This window comes from Virgibacillus proomii (assembly GCF_900162615.1).
GTDB lineage: Bacteria > Bacillota > Bacilli > Bacillales > Amphibacillaceae > Virgibacillus > Virgibacillus proomii.
The window spans coordinates 1,173,590-1,197,061 of sequence record NZ_FUFN01000009.1 but is presented as its reverse complement, the minus strand read 5'-3'; the positions used below and the strand labels follow the sequence as shown (position 1 = coordinate 1,197,061).

Genomic DNA, 23,472 nt, shown 5'->3' with positions numbered 1-23,472 from the left:
TAAAGTGAAACTTCATTCCGTGGAATGCTTTTTACACGGAATGTTAGTACCACAAGGGTATGACCTAAAGGCCCTTGAACCAATCGGGCATTTAGGTGCCGTTTCCCACTTTGACCCTTTTGTATCAATTCAGGTCTTGAAGTGGGAGTCTTATGGCATCTTACATGCGGGATAAACCCTAAAGCTTTATACCTTCCTACAGTATAAAAAAATGCCCCTTCCATAAGAAGAGGCATTTGCAATAACTCCTCTTCTTATCTTTCAAGCTAATGCTTGCTGGATTTGGCACAGTACTATAGAATAGTCCGCTGCCGAGGTTTCTTCGGGCCAGTCCCTCCACCTCTCTCGATAAGAAGTATTTGATTTTTATAATAATATTCAAAAAATCCGGTAAAATAACTCGTTTCTGTTGCTTAAGTTGTTAACTTACGTACAATCCGCTTTCTAAACTTATTAGCTCGAAAGCAATTTTTATCCCTTGTTAAACAAAACGGATATGATGAAATTCAATTCTTGCGCGAAGATGCTTATCTAGTGTAAAAAAGAAAAATCCCTCCTTATTTGTAATAAGAAGAGATTTGCAATTTATGGCGCTCTCTTCTTATTTTTCAAGCATATATGCTTGTTGGATTTGGCACAGTACTATAAAGATAGTCCGCTGCCGAGGTTTCTTCGGGCCAATTCCCTCCACCTCTCTTCATAAGAAGCTTTACGTTATGAACTTATTATAATGTCTATTAGGATACTACTGTTTTTACTTTCTGTCAAATACTTTTTCAGAAAAAAACTTGGCTTGTCGCCAAGTCTTTAGCGAAAGCTGTCGTTTTTCTTATACGATAAAGTGAAACTTCATTCCGTGGAATGCTTTTTACACGGAATGTTAGTACCACAAGGGTATGACCTAAAGGCCCTTGAACTTATCGGGCATTTAGGTGCCGTTTTCCCCTACTTTGACCCTTTGTATCAACTAAAGGCTCTTGAAGCAGGAGTCTTACGGCACCTTACATGCGGGATAAAGCCTAAAGTTTTATACTTTCCTATAGTGTAAAAAAATGTTTCCTTATTTCATTATTTCCCTTCCACCCATGTATGGACGTAATGCAGTAGGGATAATAACCGTACCATCCTTTTGCTGGTAGTTTTCTAAAATAGCAGCTACCGTACGGCCGACTGCTAAACCAGAACCATTTAATGTATGAACAAATTCCGGTTTTGCTTTAGCTTCTCTTCGAAAACGAATATTAGCACGTCTCGCTTGGAAATCTTCAAAGTTAGAGCAAGAAGAAATTTCCCGATACGTATGCTGACTAGGAATCCATACCTCAATATCATATTTTTTACTGGCTGTAAATCCTAAATCACCTGTACACATACTCATCACTCGATATGGTAATTCTAACAGCTGGAGTACCTTTTCTGCATGGTTTGTCAATGCTTCAAGCGTTTCATAAGAGTCTTCTGGTTTAACAAAGTGGACAAGCTCCACTTTATTGAATTGATGTTGACGAATTAATCCTCTTGTATCCCTTCCGGCAGAACCCGCTTCAGAACGGAAGCAGCTGCTAAATGCTGCATATTTTTTTGGTAAATCATCTGCTTTTAAAATTTCGTCTCGGTAATAATTAGTTACAGGAACTTCTGCTGTAGGAGCCAAGAAATAATCCCAGTCCTCCAGCTTAAATACATCTTCTGCAAACTTTGGCAATTGGCCGGTCCCCGTTAAACTAGCTCGATTAATGATTTGTGGTGGCAACATTTCCTCATAGCCATGCTCATCTACATGTAAATCCAACATAAAATTCCACAATGCCCGTTCTAAACGTGATCCTAACCCTTTATAAAATACAAATCGGCTGCCAGTTACTTTACCTGCACGTTCAAAATCGACTATATCCAAATTAGTAGCTATATCCCAATGCGGTTTCGGTTCATATGAAAGTGGTGGCAAGGTTCCCCATTTCCGTATTTCTACATTTTCTTCTTCATCTTCCCCAATTGGTACACTTTCATGAGGGATATTCGGGATAGAGAGCATAATATGTTCCAGCTCATCATTAATTTCCTTCAATTCCTTATCTAGTCTGGCAATTTCATCACCAACTTCGCGCATCGCTTTAATTGCCGGTTCAGCATCTTTCTTTTCCCGTTTTAATACAGAGATTTGCTTCGACGTTTCATTTCGCTTTGCTTTTAATTGCTCCGTATCGGCAATAAGCTGACGTCGTTTTTCATCAAGGTCGCCAAACCGATGGAGCTCGGATAAATCCTCTCCTCGATGCTGTAATTTTTGCTTTACCTCTTCCAAATGATTACGTAAATATTTCATATCCAGCATATACTCGTTCCTCCTTTATTTTTCTTAACAAATCAAAAAACTCCCGTCCCTAAAAATAGGGACGAGAGTATAATTCCCGCGTTGCCACCCTGATTGAAGAATACATATTCTTCCGGCTTCATGTTGTAACGGTACGCAAACCGGGTTTATTTACTATCCAAAGAATTCAATAAACCAGCTTAAGGACGGATTCATAGCTGTCTCACATCGATTCACACCAACCATCGACTCTCTTGGAGAGACATTACTATTACTGCTTCCTGTCATCACTTTTTATTATTATCTTCTATCATAACCGATTTTTTATGCTTATGCAACTATCGCCAATAAATTTACGAAACCTCTTCCACCATGGTTATGAAATAAGCCAATAGTCGCTGATCATCCGTCAATTCTGGATGAAAAGCGGTTGCCAAAAATGGACCTTGGCGAACTGCCACAATATGATCATGATACGTTGCAAGCACTTCAACAGCTGTTCCTACTTTTGTTACGTAAGGAGCACGAATAAATACAGCATTAAAATCATTGGCAATACCTGTTATTTCTAATTCTGCTTCAAAGCTTGCCACCTGACGACCAAAAGCGTTACGAGCAACTGTCATATCAATTAATCCAAGATGAGCTTGAGCTTGTCCTTCAATAGCTTTAGCCATTAAGATCATACCCGCACATGTACCAAAGATCGGCTTTCCTTGGTCGGCAAAATCCCGAATCGGGTCAATAAAACCGTAACTGTCGATTAATCGCCTAATGGTTGTACTCTCGCCGCCAGGTAAGATTAAACCATCTATTTCTGCCAGCTGTTCTTTTTGTTTTATCTCAACTGCCTCAGCGCCACATGCTCTCACAGCTCGAATATGCTCGCGAACAGCGCCTTGTAAGGCAAGTACACCGATGGTCGTCATAAAAAATTCCTTCTTTCTTACTCGCTCCGATCTTGCATACGATCATGAGCTTCTAGTGTACTCATTTCGATCCCCTTCATAGCCTCACCTAGATCCTTAGATAGTTCAGCTATTAATTTATAATCTTTGTAATGTGTTGTTGCTTCCACAATTGCTTTCGCATATTTAGCTGGATTGGATGATTTAAAAATACCAGAACCAACAAATATTCCATCTGCTCCTAACTCCATCATCAATGCGGCATCACTAGGGGTTGCAATTCCACCTGCAGCAAAGTTTACTACCGGCAAGCGACCTTCTTTACGTATCTCAAGCAATAGTTCAAATGGAGCACCGATCTCCTTGGCATATGTCATCACTTCATCTCGTGACATTGCAGTTAGCATACGGATTTCTGATTGTACTTGTCTCATATGCCGAACGGCTTCAACAATATTACCAGTTCCAGGCTCACCTTTCGTACGCAACATGGAAGCACCTTCACCAATACGGCGTGCTGCTTCGCCAAGATTACGGCATCCGCAAACAAATGGTACAGTAAAGTCTGATTTATTAATATGGTATACATCATCCGCAGGGGTTAACACTTCACTTTCGTCAATATAGTCAACACCCATTGCTTCTAATACACGAGCTTCTGTAATATGGCCAATACGTGCTTTTGCCATGACAGGAATGGATACAGCATTTAATACTTCCTCAGTGATCGTTGGGTCAGCCATTCGAGCTACACCACCAGCTGCTCGAATATCAGAAGGTACGCGCTCTAGTGCCATGACAGCAACTGCTCCTGCTTCTTCAGCTATCTTTGCTTGCTCTGCATTGACAACGTCCATAATAACGCCGCCTTTTTGCATTTCAGCCATTCCTCGTTTAACACGGTCTGTTCCTATATTAGACACTGAAAACTCCCCCTAAAGATTTATTTAAAATAGTCCTTTAACCCAGTCTACCACTGTATGGAATAAATCAGCAAAAAAATCACCAATTGCGCTCATTGTAAGCATAAACCAGTTTGCTTTTTCCACTGCCTGATCTGTTACAATATCTACCGTACTCTTACTATCATTTACAATATATCCATAGTCATTTTCGCCTTTATACGTAAGCTTGGCTACTCCAACTTTTTCACCTTTTTTAATTGGTGCCTTTAGTTTTCCTTCTTTATCCAGCTTGTCTTTATCAATCTTGTATTCTATGCGATACATATCTTTTTCATCCGGTTTAATCGGCAGAATGAATGCTTCACCAAGGGAAATACTTACTCTATCTTCTTTTCCTTTAGCAACTGGTAAAGATGTCTTGTCTTTTAATTGATATCCTGCTGGGAATAACTTAGTATTCTCAAAGTTCTGAAAGCCAAAGTCTAATAGTTTAGCAGTCTGCTCAAAGCGTTTCTTTTCACTTTTTGTTTTCATGACGACAGAAATTAATCGACGATCCCCTTTTTTGGCAGTCCCTGTAAAACTGTAACCAGCTAAATCCGTAAAGCCTGTTTTTAATCCATCAACACCTTCATAATAAAACTGCTTAAAAAATGTTGTATTATGCGACAACATATAATTTAAGTTTCGAAGTTCTTTTCCATCAAATGTTGCTGTTGGTTTACTGGATATTTCCAAAGCCTTTGGATAATCATTAATTAAGTGATAAGCCAATAACGCAGCAGATTCTGCCGAAAGAAGATTGGTCCCATTAGGATCTGTTCCTTTAGGGTAATTATCTCCTAACGATTTATTTTCAATCCCTGTGGAGTTAACGAATTTAAAATCCGGAAGCCCCATTTCTTTTCCCTTTTTATTCATCATTTTTACGAATTCACCTTCTGAACCTGCAATCAGTTCAGCTAAGGCAATCGTAGCTGCATTATCAGAAATAAGCGCCATCGCATGGTACAAATCTTTTACTGTATAATCTTTAGATTGTTTTAATCCAATTCCTGAAAAAGTAGAATCCGCAGAAATACTGTATGGATAGTCGCTAATCTGTGTTGTTGTATCCCAGCTGATTTGACCCTTTTCGACCGCTTCCCATACAAGATATTCTGTCATCATTTTGGTCATACTAGCTGGGGGAAGTGCTTTATCTGCATTTTTGGAAAATAAAATTTTACCTGTATTTGCATCTACTAAGATTGCAGATTCTGCTTCTAGTTCTACTTCTGCAGCCTGTAATTGATATGGCTGCGATAATATGGTCAGCATGACAACTGCTGCTGCTAGAAAAAATACGAAACTCTTTTTAAAAATATGTTTCACCTTCTTGTACCTCCACCCTGTAGTTTAACCTCTATGTCTATTTATGCACATTTATTCTTTATGAAAGTGCACTTAGTTATTTTACCATATAAAATAATAAAAAAATAGACGGGATTAACACCCCATCTAATATTTTCTTATACTTACTAGTACAAGTTACAAGAATTGCATGGCAAACTGTTGTAAAACACGGAACTTCATATACATAAAGACTTGGCTTATCGCCAAGTCTTTATGGCGACAGTTATTGTTTTCTTATACGATAAAGTGAAACTTCATTCAGTAGGAGTTTTCTTCCTTCTCCTACTGAATGTTAGTACCACAAGGGTATGACCTAAAGGCCCTTGAACCAATCGGGCATTTAGGTGCCGTTTTCTCCCACTTTGACTCTTTGCACAAACCCAGGTCTTGAAGTGGGAAACTTACGGCACCTTACATACGGGATAAAGCCTAAAGTTTTATACTTTCCTATAGTGTAATAAAGAATCTAACAAACAGGTAAGCAAATTAACTACAATATTAAAGGTAAAGTTACCCATTATGAAGGGCTCAAAAAGAGAGCGTCTTTACACAATATAGTTTGGAGCTTCTTTCGTAATTTGAACATCATGCGGATGACTCTCTCTTAATCCGGCGTTGGTAATTCGGATAAAACGACTATTATTGCGCAATTCATCAATTGTATTTGTACCACAATATCCCATTCCAGCACGTAATCCTCCGACTAATTGATGAACGGTATCTGCTAGAGGGCCTTTATAAGCAACGCGCCCTTCAATTCCCTCTGGAACGAGCTTTTTCGTTTCTGCATCTTCTTGGAAATAACGATCTTTTGAGCCTGCCTTCATCGCACCAACTGATCCCATTCCACGATAAACTTTATATTGTCTTCCTTGATAAATTTCAGTTTCCCCGGGGCTTTCTGTAACTCCTGCAAATATACTACCAAGCATAACAGCATGTGCTCCTGCAGCTAGTGCTTTCACAATATCTCCAGAGTATTTAATGCCACCGTCTGCAATGACAGGTACATTGTATTCAGCAGCAGCTCTTGCACAATCATATACAGCTGTAATTTGCGGAACACCGACACCCGCGATTACTCTGGTCGTACAAATAGATCCAGGGCCAATACCGACTTTAACAATCGATGCACCTGCTTCAATTAAAGCCTTCGTTGCTTCACTAGTAGCGACATTACCTGCAATAATATCTAAATTTGGGTAGGCTTTACGAACCGCCTTCACCTGATCAATGACGCCTTTTGAGTGACCATGAGCTGTATCAATTACAATAACATCAATACCTGCTTCAACTAGCTTTTCGATTCGTTTCATTGCATCAGCAGTAACTCCGACAGCAGCACCTACAAGTAGCCTTCCTTGTGTATCTTTGGCAGCATTCGGAAATTCGATAACTTTTTCAATATCCTTAATTGTAATAAGCCCTTTTAAAATGCCGTCCTCATCTACTAATGGCAGTTTTTCAATTTTGTATTGTTGAAGGATTTTTTCGGCTTCCGTAAGTGTTGTACCAACCGGTGCTGTCACTAAATTTTCACTCGTCATCACATCAGAAATGGATATGGAATAATCCTGGATAAAGCGGAGATCTCGATTTGTTAAAATACCTACAAGCTTTTTCTCCTCAATGTTGTTTACAATAGGCACACCTGATATACGAAATTTCCCCATCAAATGTTCAGCATCATATACTTGGTGTTCCGGTGTTAAAAAAAATGGGTTTGTAATAACACCGCTTTCCGATCGTTTTACTCGGTCTACTTGCTCAGCCTGCTCCTCTATGGACATGTTCTTATGAATAATACCAATTCCACCTTGGCGAGCCATAGCGATGGCCATCGACGCTTCTGTAACAGTATCCATTCCTGCACTGAGAAGTGGAGTATTCAACTTGATGTTCTCTGTTAACTGCGTACTGACATCAACATCCTTTGGTAATACCTCTGATTTATCAGGAACTAATAACACATCGTCAAAGGTTAATCCTTCTTTTACAAATTTGTCCTTGCGCATGCTTATCCTCCTCTTTATTTTTGGTTACTTACTTAAGCTGTGATGTTTTTCCGTACATTACTCCATGTATGGTAATTTCGTACTTGCATACACTAGTAATACATCTATTTTTATATACAATACGCCAACCTATTAGGTTTTTCAAGTTGATTTCACTGGAATTAAAAAGTAATTCGATTCTAAATATTTTTATAGTTATGAGGTCATTACCATGGATATAGCTTATTTATTTATGTCTTACTTACAGTCACAACAAACAGCACAAACATTTTTATATCATTGTTATACACAACTAGAGGACGAAGATGCCGAAATAAAAAGCTATGAAAACTGTAATGCATTTATGTATTACTTAGATCACGGCATTCATTTTTATCGTCAAGGTGAGCAAACAGAACCATTTATGCAGCCGATTCTTTACTATTACGGGATGATCCATCTAATTAAGGCTTGTTTATTAACGAAACGTCCAAATTATCCTGAATCAACGAGTCTATTAGCTCATGGCGTTACTGCAAGAAAACGAAAAAAAAAGAATTATTCATTTATGAATGATGAAATAAAAGTGCAGCATAATGGGCTTTTCCCTTATTTCTGTGAACATTTATACAAGCAGCCTGTTCCATTTACAAAGCGTACAATGCAAGGGTTATTAGCGCTCATACCAGAAATAAATCCATTATTTATTTTTCAAAATCAAGCAAAATTGATCGTTGTTGGAAAACAATATTCACCGCTTTTAGAGTTCCCGGTTAACCTGTTAGATAATTATCATCTTACTGATCAGGCATTTATTCGTCGAGTGGAAGCTTATCTTCCTCCTATCAAATACGTAGATATAGATAAACAGATGATTCGTATGGAGGTAGCTTATCCAATCACCGAAGCTAATGGACCTTTCTTTATGCATCAGCAAACGAAAGAATTATATTTCCCGTTAGATAGGGAAAACTTTTTACCAATTCATGAAGTAATGATCCATTATCTGCTGCTGTACAACCTAAGTATGCTATGCCGCTATGAAACGGAGTGGTGGGGGGATTTATTTGTTAACAAACCAGATATAGACTTTCCGTTTATTTTACATTTTTTACAAATCACAGCTCATAAAATCCCCTCTTTATTGGCACATGAGCTATGGCAGCAGACAGGTAACAGTAAATAGAGAGTGCTCCATTACAATATTTCTTCAATAAACAGCTGTGGATGATTTTCTAAGGAGATAATTTGCTTGTTTTCATCTAATCGAATCATTGGACGCGTTGGTTTTTGTTCATCGGTAAAGACTATTTCACCAATTTGCTGATTAGATAGTTTCACCTTGGTACCAATGGAAAAACTAGCCAACCCCTTAATAAAATGTTGTACTATTTCAGGATCCAGCTTGCTAAATTGTTCTTTTCTCAACACTTCAACAACACGAAATGGGGATTGCTTGGTTTTATATAATCGCTCAGATGTCATCGCATGGTACGTATCAGAAACAGCTATTATTCGGGCAAAGCGATTAATTTTGTCTTTTTTGAGTCCAAGTGGATAGCCACTCCCGTCCATCCGTTCATGATGCTGTAAGATAGCTTGTTTTACTTCTTCTTTTAAGGCTGGCAACTTTTCTACATATCGATACGAATACATCGGATGTTTTTTTATTTGTTCCATTTCTTTTTCCGTAAGTTTGGATTGTTTTTGAATAATCGGTTGGTCAATACGGGCCATACCGGAATCGCTCAAAAATCCGCCTAAGCCGATTTGCAGCCATTCTCCCTTCGCATAATCCATTTTATAGCCTAGGTAAGCCGATAGCATAGCAACCGCTATATGGTGATGGTAAAAATAATCTTCTTTGTTTGCATAATGATGAAGTTTATAAACCGATTTTTCAATCTCATCCATTCTTTCCAATAATGGCAGTAAAAGTTCACGTACCACTATAATGTCTACATTAGCCCCGTTTCGCCATTTGTCAAAGAGTTCTCTATATCGCTTAATAACATAGCGGTAATGTGCCTCTAAAGAAGTCTTATTTCCTTTTGCTTCGTCTTGTTCTGGCCCAAAGCATTTGCCATCTGCTAACTTCGACGCCACTTCGACCGTATCAACTAAAAATTTGCCTAAAATAATCCTATGTTCTTCTGTAATCACCGTATTTTTTGGAATAATTGGCCGATTCGATTTCCCCTTCACATCAAGAAGCAATATACAACCAGGAACAAGCTGCTTCGTTTGTACTCGCATATAAACTCCCCCTTAACACCATTATATTTTCTTATACGATAAAGCCTAAAGTTTTATACTTTTTTCCTATTGTGTAAAAAAAGATGGCATTATTATAAAATAAAGCCATCTTTTTTATCATCTAGATTCTCATAGTTACAACTTAGTTCTAATTCTTCTTTATAAAAACAAAAAATTACTCAAGCAATATCCGTTTCACTTTAGCCCTCTTGATTTTCTTCGTTTGTTTCCTCATCATTTTCTTCCATTGTTTCTTCTGTCTCTTCTTGTTCTTCTTCATCCTGATCAATCCGGGCAACGGTGGCTACCTCTTCATCTTCATGTAAACGAATTAAGCGAACCCCCATTGTATTACGACCCGTTTCAGATATTTCTTGAACTGGAATACGGATAAGTACACCCGCAATTGTAATTAGCATCAAGTCTTCTTCACCTGAAACTGCTTTAACTGCTACAACTTGTCCGGTTTTCTCGGTTAGGTGACAAGTGAAAATACCTTTTCCACCACGATTTGTTACGCGGTATTCGGATTCTGGTGTTTGTTTTCCATAACCCTTACTCGTTACATGCAAGATTTTTACACCCGGTTGTAATATTTCCATCGAAACGACTTCATCATCTGCTCTTAAAGATATTCCTTTTACACCAGCCGCTGTTCTTCCCATTGGGCGAACTTGATCCTCTGGAAAACGAATGAGATAGCCATTTTTTGTGGCAATCATTATGTGTTTCGTTCCATCCGTTAGACGAACAGATATCAGCTCATCATTTTCACGAAGACCAACCGCAATTAATCCACCTTTACGGATATTGGCAAACTGAGAAAGAGAAGTACGTTTTGAAATTCCATACTTTGTCGTGAAGAATAAAAATTGATCTTCGCGATAATCGTTAACAGAAATTACCGCATTGACCCATTCATCTTTTTCAACTTGTAATAAATTAATGATTGGTATTCCTTTGGCTGTTCGGCCAAATTCAGGAATCTCATACCCTTTCGTTTTGTATACTTTTCCTCTATTGGTAAAGAATAGTATCGTATCATGGGTTGACGTTGATACAAGATGCTCAACGAAATCATCTTCATTCGTTCCCATCCCTTGAATTCCTCTGCCTCCACGCCGTTGCGTGCGATACGTGGAAGAAGGAAGCCGCTTAATATATCCCTTATGGGTAAGCGTGATTACGATACTTTCCTCAGGAATGAGGTCTTCGTCTTCAAAAAAGTCGGTGCCGCCAATGACAATTTCCGTACGGCGTGGATCATTAAATCGTTCTTTAATTTCTGTCAGTTCTTCACGAATGATTTCAAGCACTTTTTCCTCATCAGCTAGAATTGCTTTTAGCTCTTGGATTAAATCCTTCAATTCTTTATATTCATTTTCAATTTTTTCTCTTTCCAAACCTGTCAATCGTTGCAAGCGCATATCCAAAATTGCTTGAGCCTGCTTTTCAGAAAGTTTAAACCGCTCCATCAAGCCATTACGCGCAATATCCGTAGTTTTTGAACTACGAATTAATTCAATGACTTCATCTAAATTATCTAAAGCGATTCGCAAACCTTCCAAGATATGTGCACGTGCTTCTGCTTTACGTAATTCAAAAGCAGTGCGACGTTTAATGATTACGATTTGATGATTTAAATAATGAGAGAGACATTGTTTAATGTTTAACACTTTCGGTCGACCATCAACCAGTGCTAGCATATTAATACCAAAAGTAGTTTGTAAGGCTGTATACTTATATAAATTATTTAACACTACATTGGCATTGACGTCCCTACGCAATTCAATTACAACACGTAGCCCTTCACGATCAGATTCATCCCGTAAATCCGTAATACCTTCAATCCGTTTGTCACGGGCTAGTTCGGCAATTTTCTCAATAAGCTTTGCTTTGTTTACCTGATAAGGTAATTCGGTTGCAATAATCACGGGCTTGCCGTTTGCCATTTCTTCAATCGATACCTTTGCTCGAACGGTTATCGAACCTTTTCCCGTTTCGTAAGCTTTGCGAATACCACTTCTACCAAGTATTTGTCCGGCTGTTGGAAAATCAGGCCCGTGAATATAGTCTTCCATAAGTTCATCTATTGTAATATCAGGATCTTTACTTAATGCCAATACGGCATCAATTGTCTCTCCTAAGTTATGAGGAGGAATATTTGTTGCCATTCCAACTGCAATTCCAGAGGCTCCATTGACTAAAAGGTTTGGAAACCGGGCTGGAAATACAACAGGTTCCCTTTCCGATCCATCATAGTTATCTGTAAAATCAATCGTGTCCTTGTTTATATCTCGTAACAATTCCATGGCTATTTTCGACATTCTTGCTTCTGTATAACGCATAGCTGCTGCTGAATCACCGTCTACAGAACCAAAATTACCATGACCATCTACAAGCATATTACGATAGCTAAAATCCTGTGCCATTCGTACCATCGCTTCGTAAACAGCTGTATCGCCATGTGGGTGGTACTTACCAATTACTTCACCAACAATACGCGCAGACTTCTTATAAGCCTTATCTGCATGCATTCCTAAATCATTCATTGCATATAATATTCTACGATGAACAGGCTTTAAACCATCACGAACATCTGGTAACGCACGAGAAACAATAACACTCATTGCATAATCAAGAAACGATGTACGCATTTCCTGTCCAAGATTGATATCTTGAACTTTTGGACGTTGTTGATCCGCCATTGAACTACTACCTCCATTCACTCGCTAAGCGCCTAGAACTAGTTTTATCCGAGAAACTTAAGAAAGATCAATAGCGTAAGAGGCTTAGTAAACCTAAAAATTTTTACAACGGAGCGACCTCTACGTTAAACACTTCTTAAGCCGTAAAACAAAAACTTATATTCTATAGCAAACGTAGTGATTTTCAATTAACTTTAAATATCTAAATTTTTAACGTATTGTGCATTTGCCTGGATAAAGTTTCTTCGCGGTTCCACTTTATCCCCCATTAGCACATCAAAGATATGGTCTGCTTCGATAGCATCCGTCAACTCAACTCTTAAGAGAGTACGCGTCTCTGGATTCATGGTTGTTTCCCAAAGCTGGGCTGCATTCATTTCCCCTAAACCTTTATAACGCTGCAAGCCTGGTTTGGGAGCCTTTGGTAACTCAGCTAAAATCTGTTCCAATTCTTTTTCGTTATAGGCATAATGAATTGCCTTTCCCTGCTGAATCTTATAAAGCGGAGGCTGAGCAATGTAAATATACCCATGCTCAATTAAAGGACGCATGTAGCGATAAAAGAAAGTGAGCAATAATGTACGTATATGGGCACCATCAACATCAGCATCTGTCATTAATACAACTTTATGGTAGCGGGCTTTAGAAATATCAAAATCTTCACTAATACCAGTACCTAAAGCCGTGATAATGGATCGCACTTCATTGTTAGATAAGATTCTATCCAGTCGTGCCTTTTCCACGTTTAGAATTTTTCCGCGTAGTGGTAAAATAGCTTGAAAATGACGATCTCTTCCTTGTTTTGCTGATCCTCCAGCAGAATCCCCCTCAACGATATAAAGCTCACTAATAGATGCATCCTTGGAAGAACAGTCTGCAAGTTTACCAGGTAAGTTAGAAATCTCTAAAGCACCTTTTCTACGTGTTAACTCCCGTGCCTTCTTCGCTGCTGCACGAGCTCGTGATGCCATTAATCCTTTATCAACAATGATTTTTGCTACATCAGGATTCTCAAATAAAAACTTGGAAAATAATTCACTAAATACGGAATCCGTAACTGTTCGAACCTCACTATTACCGAGCTTTGTTTTTGTTTGACCTTCAAACTGTGGATTCGGATGTTTCACAGAAACAATCGCTGTTAACCCTTCACGAACATCTTCACCAGATAAATTAGGGTCATTTTCTTTAAACAAATTATTCTTTCTGGCGTAGTCATTAATTACACGTGTTAAACCTGTTTTAAAACCCGATTCATGTGTACCACCTTCATACGTATGAATGTTATTGGCAAATGAATATAGGTTACTTGTAAATCCATCATTATACTGTATTGCTATTTCCACAGTGATACCCTGTGCTTCGCCTTCTGCGTAGAAAGGTTCATGTAGCACTTCTTTGTTCTGATTAATAAATTCAACATAAGAGCTGATGCCACCTTCATAGTGATAGCTTACTGGCTCTCTGTCTGTCCGTTTATCTTCCAGCGCAATTGTTATTCCTTTATTTAAGAATGCGAGTTCTCTTAGCCGCTGTGATAAAATATCAAAGTTAAATTCTGTTGTCTCCGTAAAGATAGTAGTATCAGGTACAAAGTGAACGATTGTTCCAGTTATATCTGTTTTTCCAACAATCTGAATTTCACCTTGTGGAACACCTCTTTCAAAGGCTAAATAATGAATTTTATTATCTCTATGAACATAGACTTCTAATTTACTGGAAAGCGCGTTAACTACCGAAGCACCTACGCCATGAAGTCCTCCAGAAACTTTATAACCTCCACCGCCAAACTTACCCCCAGCATGGAGAACGGTCATGATCACTTCTAAAGCAGGTCTGCCTGTTTTTTTCTGAATATCAACAGGAATTCCTCGTCCATTATCTTTAACGGTAATACTATTATCCTTTTCCACAATGACTTCAATGCGATCACAATACCCGGCTAAAGCTTCATCAATACTATTATCTATTATTTCCCAAACGAGATGGTGCAGCCCTTTCTCACTTGTAGATCCAATATACATTCCCGGTCGTTTACGAACTGCTTCTAACCCTTCCAGGACCTGAATTTGATCTGCATCATAGGCTTGTTCCTTCATGACTTTATCTTCCATCGACATGTTTTCACTTCCATTTCTATACTTCTTCCGAGTCCAATTCTTTTACATCGTCTGAAAAATCATTAAGCTTACTAATCGTTGAAATCATACTTGCTCGTTTTTTTAAGGTAGAGACTGATAAAGAGCTATAATAAATCAAATCTTTTGTTATCATAATCGATTTTGCAGCCTCCAATGGACCAACGATCTTATGTTGCTTGCTTGATTCGGTTATCAATTCTTCCATGATCGTGGATGATGAAATTAAATGATAATCAATAATAGCTATAACATCACAGGAATGGATGACATTATTATTACCGATATGAATAAACATGATTATTCCCCCGAATTTAAGTTTCTATCTTGCCATCTTTAACATGAAAGATCGTAGCCTTATCAAGCGTTTCATGCTCAATACCGTCTACACTTGTTGTAGAGACAAAGGTCTGTACCTTTCCATGAATTGTATTTAACAAATGGGACTGTCGATAATCATCCAATTCACTTAACACATCATCAAGCAATAACACTGGATATTCGCCCACCTCATTATAAATTAATTCGATTTCTGCAAGCTTTATGGATAATGCTGTTGTACGTTGCTGACCCTGTGATCCATAGATTTGTACATCCTTGTTGTTAACGTAAAACAACAGATCGTCTCTGTGCGGACCAATCAATGTTGTACCTCGATCGATCTCTTTTTCCTCAATATCCCGAAATTTATGAACATATATATCTTTTATTTTCTCCTTCTTTGCGCCTTCTGATACTTCAATCGTAGGAGAATAGGTAATTTCCAGCGATTCAAGCTCCCGACTAATCCCGAAATGAATTGGACTTGCCCACTTTCTAAGTAAATCCAAAAAAACAAACCGCCTTTCAAGTAAGGTCGCGGCGTGTTCTACCAGCTGATCGGTTAAAACGTGTAGCATCGTTTTGTCCTGCTGTGGACGCTTTTGCAATTGTTTCAATAGATGATTTCGTTGTTTGAGGATTTTTTGATATTGTCCTAAATGATATATATATGTGGGTTGGATTTGGCCAAGCTCCATATCTATAAAACGTCTGCGAATTTGTGGCGGTCCCTTAACAAGTGTTAAATCCTCTGGGGCAAACATGACTACATTTAAAGCCCCTATATAGTCACTTAATCGCTTTTGTTCAATTCCATTTAGCTTTGCTTTTTTCCCCTTCGAAGAGATAATAATTTCTAATGGGAATGACCGATTTCGTTTAGAAACCTTACCATTTATTTTAGCATACGATTCATCCCACTTAATTAATTCCTTTTCCCTGGGCGTTCGATGGGATTTTGTAACAGCTAATAAATAAATAGCCTCCATCATATTGGTTTTTCCTTGCGCATTCTCACCAATAATTACATTGATCGTCTTATCAAATGATATATCCAATTCTTTGTAATTACGGTAATTTTTTAATTGCAATTGTTCTATATGCATGTTTCATCCTCTTTTAATCCCTAGGAATATTTCATGTGTGGTGTTTTACCGTATCTCAGGTGCTTATAAAATTCAACATTCAAAAGTTGTACGTGAGGAAATTTCTAAGTAGAAAGATGTCAGAAAGTTCCTGCCAAATAAAGTTTTACTTGATTCCAAGGGGTACCCTGTCTAGGTGAAAAGAGGCAGGAATTTATGTACCTGCTTCTTTCACAACTTGGAAACGTCCTACATCATCGATTTCAATGATGTCATCCGGATATAACTTTTTCCCTCTTCGATGCTCTCGTTCTCCGTTTACTACGACACCTACGTCTTGTATATATCCTTTGATCATTCCGCCAGAATCAAAAATGTTAATCAACTTGATAAACTGTCCCAACGGAATATAGTCTGTTTTAATTGTTATCTTCTCACACATGTAATCACTCATTTTCCTTGAAATTGCTTTATTTCAATCCACGCTCTTTTGTTTAAGATAATGATTATGCTTTTAAAGAAATATAAACTTTATCACGGAATGCCTAAAATATCTTCTATTCCTATTTTACTAAAGATTTGTCCTTATGGAAAGGTATCTCCCTTCTTTTATAAAATAAACGCTGAATTAGGCTTAAAATTACTTTTAAAGCAGTAATTTTATCGAACGAGAAGTTTGGTCTTTCTAAATACAAACAAACCGAACAATTATAAATGAATTGTTCGGTTTGTGCTATTTATTATTTACATATGTCCCAGTCCTATATATTTCGCTTCTATTAGGATGGGCTAAAAAGTTTGGCAAAAGGAAAACATCGTTAGCAACACATCATGGTTTTTTAAGTTTGTTTTCGATCTTCATTGGCCTTGGTCTTCTCCACTTGAACACCCAATAGGAGCTTTGCGAGATTCTAAAATGTTCGAACTGGTAAAATAAGTTGCAATATGGAATCATCTTCTACTGGATGAATAATAAATGGTCGCATTGCACCAGTAAATTCAATCTTTACTTCATCATAGTCAATCGCTTTTAATGCATCCATCATATATTTTGAGCTAAAAGAGATTTTTAAATCTTCCCCTTCCTTAGAAGAAATGGCTATCTCTTCTGTGACATTACCTACTTCCGGATGATTACTAGCTATTTCCACCATATTATTTTCTTTTGTTGTTAAACGAACCACATTATTTCGTTCTTCTCTTGCTAAAAGCGATGCTCGATCAATCGTATGCAATAATTCTTTCGTATTAAAATAAAGCACTGTTTTACTTTGTGTCGGGATTAAGCGGGATGTTTCCGGATAGTTTCCATCCAGCAAACGAGATAAAAACTGTAAACGTTTGGTTCGAAATAATATTTGGTTGCTTGTAACACTAATTTGGATTTTTTCTTCGCTGTCATCGATAATTTTATTCAATTCATTTAAACTTTTCCCTGGAACAACTACGTTGGAAAACTCAATTCCTGTTTCTGCGATTGGGACGGTACGGGACGCTAAACGATGACTATCGGTTGCTGAAAAAGTAAGGGTTTGATCCATCAATTTCATATTTACCCCGGTTAAAATAGGACGAGTTTCCATTGTTGAAACAGCAAACACGGTTTGTTTAATTAAACTTTTTAATAAGTCAATTGGGATTTCAAAACTATCTGCCGCTTGCAATGACGGAAGTTGCGGATATTCTAGGGCGTCTTGACCATTTAAATTAAATTTTGCCTTTCCTGAACGAATGGTTATTTTTAAATTTTCATCGGCTTCAATTTCTACTTTATTCTCCGGCAGTTTACGTACAATGTCAGGAAAGTATTTTGAATGTAATACAATGCTACCTTCTTCTATATAATCAATATAAACCATTCCATCTTCTTCAGCTGGAATATATGATTCAATTGAAATATCGGCGTCACTTCCAGTTAACGTAATCCCGTCTTGTCTAACTTCTAGCTTAATACCTGTTAAAATCGGTACAACCGTACGGGGGGAAATAGCCTTCATTACATTTTGTACTGCTGTAAGTAATTGATCACGATCAATAATAAATTTCATGAAACAAATCCTCCTAATGGAAGTTTAAATTGATTAGTTGTGGTGTTGCATATATTATATTAATTATTTTTAATAAAATAGTAATAATAGTAATAAGCCTTGTTATTATGTGGATAAGTGAAAAATATACAAACGAGACAAGTTATGCACATGTGGATAACTTGTACATAAGTGTGATTGACTTGTGCACATTGTGCACAACTAAATTTTATAAGCGCTGTTCAAAAAGTTCGGTAAAAAACATATTGAATTTTATTTTACATTAGGATGAATTATAATTTAACGATAAGTATCCGCATCTCTCTCCATTTAAACACTTTTATTGTTTAGGGTTTATGAAAGAGAAACGCCTATAAAGCTCAATTGGTTTAGGTGGCAGGGAAAGAAAGACTTCTTGATTAGATGTCGAACGTGAGAAAAAGCAATTATCTTTTTAACGACAAGAACACAAACGTCGACAGAGATACATTGCGCTTTTTCAAGAATGTTTGAATCATTAGCCCCTGACTTTGGATCTTTACCCCTTTTTTTGAACACGCACTTCACGTACTTATAATGATTTTAATTGCTCCTTAATTTCCTCAATTTCTTTTGCTAATTGGGTGTCTTTTTCTACAAGCCTCGATATTTTTTCATGAGCATGGATGACTGTTGTATGATCACGTCCTCCAAACTCTTCACCAATCTTCGGTAAAGACAAATCAGTTAACTCTCTTGATAAATACATAGCAATTTGTCGTGGAAAGGCAATTGACTTTGTCCGTTTTTTTGCTAAAAAATCTTCTAAACGAACATTATATTTTGCTCCGACCACTTCTTGAATGTTGGGAATTGTAATTGCTTTTGGTTTGTTGCTTGGAATAATATCCTTTAATGCATCCGCTGCAAGTGATGCATCAATATCTTGATTAACTAAAGATGAGTAAGCAACTATTCGGATTAAAGCACCTTCTAATTCTCGAATATTTGTATCAATCTGATTTGCAATATATAGCATGACTTCATTTGGTATATCTAAACCTTCTGCTTTTGCTTTTTTGGTAAGTATAGCAATCCGAGTTTCTAAATCTGGCGGAGTTATATCTGTAATAAGTCCCCATTCAAAGCGCGAGCGTAGCCGATCTTCTAAGGTAGGAATTTCCTTTGGAGGCCGGTCACTGGAAATGATGATTTGTTTATTGTCATCATGGAGTGCATTGAATGTATGGAAAAACTCCTCCTGTGTTGATTCTTTCCCTGCAATAAATTGAATATCATCAATTAATAATACATCGACATTACGGTATTTATTGCGAAAATTAACGGTTTTATTATCCATAATGGCGTTAATAAATTCATTCGTAAATTTTTCCGACGATAAATACACTACTTTTGCATTTGGATTATGATCTTGTACATAATGACCAATGGCATGCATTAAATGGGTTTTCCCCAATCCAACTCCTCCGTAAATAAATAACGGGTTATAAGCTTTGGCTGGCGCTTCTGCTACTGCTAAAGATGCCGCATGTGCAAATCGGTTTCCAGCACCAATGACAAATGTGTCAAAGGTATACTTAGCATTTAGCATTGATTTTGGCGATTCGTCATGATCAGTCGGTTTTCGTTTTGATGAGGTTTCCCTAGAATCATTTGTCGCTTTGGTGTTTGGAATAATAAACTTTGCAATAATTTCTGAACCGGTTATTTCCGTTAAAATATCAGAGATTAACTTCGTATATTGGTTTTCCAGCCAATCCCTAGCAAATTCATTAGGTGCAGAAACAATCAGAGTATTGTTTTCAATCGCTTCTGCTTTTGTGTTCTTTAACCACGTATCAAAGCTAGGCTTACTAATCTTTTCTTCAATTCTTTCAAGTGTTGCAACCCAAATCTCTTGTATATTTTCCAACCAGAAGTTCACTCCTTTCTTGAAAGAATATTTGATTATCTGCAATTTTCATTATCCAATGATGGGAAGCTATTCCAAAAAATACCATTGCTATACAGTTTGTTTCGTAATGTTTTGTACCTGTAGACATATGTATGCCTTTAAGGACTAATGGAACGCATTTACGACGGAGCTAATAAAAAACAACGACATGGTGCTTTTAGCTGATTTTGGTACTAAGATAAAGTGGAAGACAAATGTGGACTTCTGCTGTATGTAACTAGCTCGTATAAATTCGTAATTAGAAGCGGTTCATTTTGAAACGAACGTCTAATATAACTGTTCCTGTTTAGTTTATAAAGGCATATTTTCCTCATTAATTACATATACATGACAGAAAAAGCCTCTCTCAATCTATGAATAAAGATGGAAAGGCGTATTCAGTAATGAAAAAATAATCATATATAAATTTTGCATCTTGTGGATATTGGATAGCAGTTTCTATGCAAGTGAAAACAAACTATCAACGTTATCCACAGCAGTGTTGATAATATTATAAACGAGGATGTTTACAAGTATCCACAACTTATCCACAACCTGTGGGTAAGTTGTTTTGTTTTTTTAGTTCTGCACAGGTTAAACACAAATATAATATCAGAAAAAACATTGAAAAGCAATGGTATTTCGACACTTATCCACAAAGTCCAGTGCTTGTAGACAATAATTGTCCACACCACTATATTTTGTGATTTCCCTGTCGATAATTGTTGTGGATAGAAAAATGAAGACGAAAAACGTTGCACAAGGGCTGTGGATATCTAGACTGTAACATGTAAGCTAGGAAATATAGAAGGCTTTCCATACTGTGGAGTTTTATTTTACATAGAGGATGAACAGTAGAGGTATAGGTTGAATTGAGTGTGGTAATAATTTTAGATATATACGTATAAGTTCCATTAGAGATTGCTTGTATTAATGACTTACTATATCTTTAGTTTAAAATTGATTTTTTAGAACAAGTTGACAGATCATATTCCTTTTACGTATAATTACAAAGACTGTCTATGGATTGATTAAAATTCGATAAATTCATCCCTTGGGGAGGTGCAGAATAAATGAAAAGAACGTTTCAACCAAATAATCGTAAACGTAAAAAAGTACACGGCTTTCGCTCACGCATGAGCACTAAAAATGGACGTAAAGTAATTGCTCGTCGTCGTCGAAAAGGAAGAAAAGTCTTGTCTGCATAGGCCACTGAAATAATCAGTGGTCTTTTTTCAGATGAAAAGCGCAGTCCAATCGGAGAGAATTATGGGTACTTGCGCTTTTCTTTTATACATAAATATGAGAGATTAGGATAGATAGCTAAGCGTTTTGTAGTAAAGGTGATTGTACAGTGAAGAAAGAATACCGTATTAAAAAAAATAGTGAGTTTCAACATGCCTTTAAGTTTGGAAAATCCTTTGCAAACCGGCAACTTGTCATTTATTATGTAGAAAGAGAAGGTCAAGAGCATTTTCGAATCGGTCTTTCTGTAGGTAAAAAGATAGGAAATGCGGTGACGAGGAATCGCATTAAACGTTGTTTACGACAAGCCTTCCATGAGTTAAAGGATAAAATTGCTTATCCATATGATATTGTAATTATTGCCAGACATCCGACTAAGAATATGCAGTATAAAGAAATTAAAAAAAGCTTAATGCATTTATTATCTAGGGAACAGTTGTTAAAAATTCGATAATGGATATAGAATCTTACGTTTAATTAGGTTAAAATAACGATATAGATACAGTCGAGAAGTTATTGATAAGGACCTGCGTACTTGTCTTGTACTTAGTTAGGAGGAAGAGTGTTGCGTAAAAAGTTTTGGTTGCTAGTAGGGTTGATTAGTTTACTAGTAATTTTATCTGGATGTAATGAAATAAACCAACCGATAACAGAGGAAAGCGAAGGAATTTGGAATTCTTACTTCGTTTATCCGATTTCATGGCTTATCACTTATTTTGCTGATTTATTTAATCAAAATTATGGACTGGCTATAGTAGTTGTTACTATTTTAGTTCGTCTGTTGCTGTTACCATTAAATATAAAACAATTAAAAAGCTCTAAAGCCATGCAGGATATTCAGCCAAAGTTAAAAGAGCTACAGCAAAAATACAGTTCTAAAGATGCTAATACTCAGCAAAAATTACAACAGGAAACGATGGCATTATTTCAAAAATATGGTGTCAATCCACTTGCAGGTTGTTTGCCCATTTTTATACAAATGCCGATTTTAATAGGTATGTACCATGCTATTATGCGAACAGAATCGATTAAAACAGGAAGCTTCTTATGGTTTGAATTGGGTTCGCCCGATCCCTATTATATTTTACCGCTGATTGCCGGGGGAGCAACATTCCTACAGCAAAAGCTGATGATGGCAGGAAGTCCGGCAGCGCAAAATCCACAGATGATGGTCATGTTATATGTGATGCCGATTATGATTACGGTCTTTGCCATTTTCTTCCCAGCTGCATTAGCGTTATACTGGGTAGTAGGTAATATCTTTATGGTTGCTCAAACTTTATTTATCCGTAAGCCAATAATGGCTGATAACAATAATGGAGGAGACAAAAAGTGAAAGAAATAACTGCTAGTGGACAAACAGTTGAAGAAGCGGTCCAAGCAGCACTAGAGCAGTTAGAAACAACCAGGGACCATGTAGAAGTTGAAGTCATTGATGAAGGCAAAAAGGGACTGTTTGGTGTATTTGGTTCAAAACGAGCCTACGTTAAAGTTCGCATCAAGGAAAATCCAATTGAAAAAACAGAAAAATATCTCCAAAAAATGATAGAACAAATGAATATCGTTGCTACTGTTCACACTTCTGTAGAGGACAATCATGTGACGTATGAGGTAGAAGGGAAAGACATTGCCATTTTAATTGGTAAACGCGGACAAACATTAAATGCACTACAGTATTTATTGCATTTAGCAATCAATAAAAATGGTGGTACTGAATATCTCACGGTCACATTAGATGCAGAAGGATATCGAGCTCGTAGAAGAGAAACTCTCGAGGCGCTTGCTTTAAAAATGGCAGATAAGGCAATTCGCTTAAATAAAAAGATAGCACTCGATCCGATGCCTGCATTTGAACGAAAAATCATTCATAGTGTACTTCAATCGAATAAATCTGTTACGACTTATTCGGATGGTCAAGAACCGCATCGACATATTGTGATTCAACCATAAGTGAATTATTCATCCGCTTAGTTTTTAACTGAGCGGTTTTTTATCTATAAATATTATACCTATACCCTATGAATGAGGGTTCATTTTATCTAGTTAGAACCTTCCCAGTTTGTATGTCGCTATCAATTACTGTGCTTTTTTTAGGTTCTTATAGAAAGAAAAAGTTTCAGTGTTTTAGTATGTAGACAAAAAATACAATAGTTCTCCTCTTTTTTGTTCATTATTAAAAATAAACGATTTTAAAATAGAAGCAGTTATCCACATGTGTATAATAATTACAATTATTTGCGAGA

General features: G+C 37.0%; 18 protein-coding genes, 2 riboswitches and 1 other annotated feature. Of the genes, 5 read left to right on the top strand and 13 right to left on the bottom strand.

The window, feature by feature from the left end; translation table 11 throughout:
• Positions 1–251: 251 nt before the first annotated feature.
• Positions 252–355: riboswitch (SAM riboswitch) on the bottom strand.
• A gap of 243 nt (positions 356–598) precedes the next feature.
• A riboswitch (SAM riboswitch) is annotated at positions 599–706 on the bottom strand.
• A gap of 354 nt (positions 707–1,060) precedes the next feature.
• The 5 genes from serS to guaB form a co-directional block, all read right to left on the bottom strand.
• Positions 1,061–2,335 carry a serine--tRNA ligase gene (serS, locus tag BN1066_RS07930; protein WP_077318885.1) on the bottom strand — a complete coding sequence of 425 codons (1,275 nt, stop codon included), beginning with the start codon at positions 2,333–2,335 and terminating at the stop codon, positions 1,061–1,063.
• A gap of 54 nt (positions 2,336–2,389) precedes the next feature.
• Positions 2,390–2,611: a binding site (T-box leader), on the bottom strand.
• A 56-nt stretch (positions 2,612–2,667) separates the two neighbouring features.
• The gene (pdxT, locus tag BN1066_RS07925) at positions 2,668–3,243 is read right to left on the bottom strand and encodes a pyridoxal 5'-phosphate synthase glutaminase subunit PdxT (protein ID WP_077318884.1); all 576 of its coding nucleotides are present in this window, start codon (positions 3,241–3,243) and stop codon (positions 2,668–2,670) included.
• Positions 3,244–3,260: 17 nt separating this feature from the next.
• A complete protein-coding gene (gene pdxS, locus BN1066_RS07920) occupies positions 3,261–4,145 on the bottom strand; it encodes a pyridoxal 5'-phosphate synthase lyase subunit PdxS (RefSeq protein ID WP_077318883.1) in 885 nt (294 codons plus the stop codon).
• Between the two features lie 24 nt (positions 4,146–4,169).
• Positions 4,170–5,501 (bottom strand): serine hydrolase, encoded by a 1,332-nt coding sequence (locus BN1066_RS07915; protein WP_077318882.1) that lies wholly within the window; start codon positions 5,499–5,501, stop codon positions 4,170–4,172.
• 566 nt (positions 5,502–6,067) lie between these two features.
• Positions 6,068–7,537, bottom strand: a complete 1,470-nt coding sequence (gene guaB, locus BN1066_RS07910; protein WP_077318881.1) for an IMP dehydrogenase — start codon at positions 7,535–7,537, stop codon at positions 6,068–6,070.
• 211 nt (positions 7,538–7,748) lie between these two features.
• On the opposite strand from guaB, the gene BN1066_RS07905 reads away from it, so the two are divergent.
• Entirely contained in the window at positions 7,749–8,702 is a 954-nt protein-coding gene (locus BN1066_RS07905; protein ID WP_077318880.1) for a YaaC family protein, read from the top strand.
• A gap of 11 nt (positions 8,703–8,713) precedes the next feature.
• On the opposite strand, the gene BN1066_RS07900 is transcribed toward BN1066_RS07905, so the two are convergent.
• From BN1066_RS07900 to dnaA, 8 genes are all read right to left on the bottom strand, one after another.
• A complete protein-coding gene (locus tag BN1066_RS07900) occupies positions 8,714–9,772 on the bottom strand; it encodes an HD-GYP domain-containing protein (protein WP_077318879.1) in 1,059 nt (352 codons plus the stop codon).
• 200 nt (positions 9,773–9,972) lie between these two features.
• A complete protein-coding gene (gene gyrA / locus BN1066_RS07895; RefSeq protein ID WP_077318878.1) occupies positions 9,973–12,480 on the bottom strand; it encodes a DNA gyrase subunit A in 2,508 nt (835 codons plus the stop codon).
• Positions 12,481–12,674: 194 nt separating this feature from the next.
• Positions 12,675–14,600 (bottom strand): DNA topoisomerase (ATP-hydrolyzing) subunit B, encoded by a 1,926-nt coding sequence (gene gyrB, locus BN1066_RS07890; protein WP_077318877.1) that lies wholly within the window; start codon positions 14,598–14,600, stop codon positions 12,675–12,677.
• A 16-nt stretch (positions 14,601–14,616) separates the two neighbouring features.
• Positions 14,617–14,916 (bottom strand): extracellular matrix regulator RemB, encoded by a 300-nt coding sequence (remB, locus tag BN1066_RS07885; protein WP_077318876.1) that lies wholly within the window; start codon positions 14,914–14,916, stop codon positions 14,617–14,619.
• Positions 14,917–14,932: 16 nt separating this feature from the next.
• The gene (gene recF / locus BN1066_RS07880) at positions 14,933–16,045 is read right to left on the bottom strand and encodes a DNA replication/repair protein RecF (RefSeq protein ID WP_077318875.1); all 1,113 of its coding nucleotides are present in this window, start codon (positions 16,043–16,045) and stop codon (positions 14,933–14,935) included.
• Between the two features lie 193 nt (positions 16,046–16,238).
• Complete coding sequence (yaaA, locus tag BN1066_RS07875) at positions 16,239–16,466, bottom strand: S4 domain-containing protein YaaA (RefSeq protein WP_077318874.1); 228 nt, start codon at positions 16,464–16,466, stop codon at positions 16,239–16,241.
• Between the two features lie 469 nt (positions 16,467–16,935).
• The gene (gene dnaN / locus BN1066_RS07870) at positions 16,936–18,072 is read right to left on the bottom strand and encodes a DNA polymerase III subunit beta (protein WP_077318873.1); all 1,137 of its coding nucleotides are present in this window, start codon (positions 18,070–18,072) and stop codon (positions 16,936–16,938) included.
• Between the two features lie 550 nt (positions 18,073–18,622).
• The gene (gene dnaA, locus BN1066_RS07865; RefSeq protein WP_077318872.1) at positions 18,623–19,963 is read right to left on the bottom strand and encodes a chromosomal replication initiator protein DnaA; all 1,341 of its coding nucleotides are present in this window, start codon (positions 19,961–19,963) and stop codon (positions 18,623–18,625) included.
• A 1,094-nt stretch (positions 19,964–21,057) separates the two neighbouring features.
• On the opposite strand from dnaA, the gene rpmH reads away from it, so the two are divergent.
• The 4 genes from rpmH to jag all read left to right on the top strand — a co-directional run bounded on the left by rpmH (position 21,058) and on the right by jag (position 23,179).
• On the top strand, positions 21,058–21,192 hold the full coding sequence (gene rpmH, locus BN1066_RS07860) for a 50S ribosomal protein L34 (RefSeq protein WP_077318871.1): 135 nt from the start codon (positions 21,058–21,060) through the stop codon (positions 21,190–21,192).
• Positions 21,193–21,338: 146 nt separating this feature from the next.
• A complete protein-coding gene (rnpA, locus tag BN1066_RS07855; protein ID WP_077318870.1) occupies positions 21,339–21,683 on the top strand; it encodes a ribonuclease P protein component in 345 nt (114 codons plus the stop codon).
• A gap of 111 nt (positions 21,684–21,794) precedes the next feature.
• Positions 21,795–22,565, top strand: a complete 771-nt coding sequence (gene spoIIIJ, locus BN1066_RS07850) for a YidC family membrane integrase SpoIIIJ (RefSeq protein ID WP_077318869.1) — start codon at positions 21,795–21,797, stop codon at positions 22,563–22,565.
• A complete protein-coding gene (jag, locus tag BN1066_RS07845) occupies positions 22,562–23,179 on the top strand; it encodes an RNA-binding cell elongation regulator Jag/EloR (protein WP_077318868.1) in 618 nt (205 codons plus the stop codon). Before spoIIIJ ends, jag begins: the two co-directional genes overlap by 4 nt.
• Positions 23,180–23,472 lie beyond the last annotated feature (293 nt).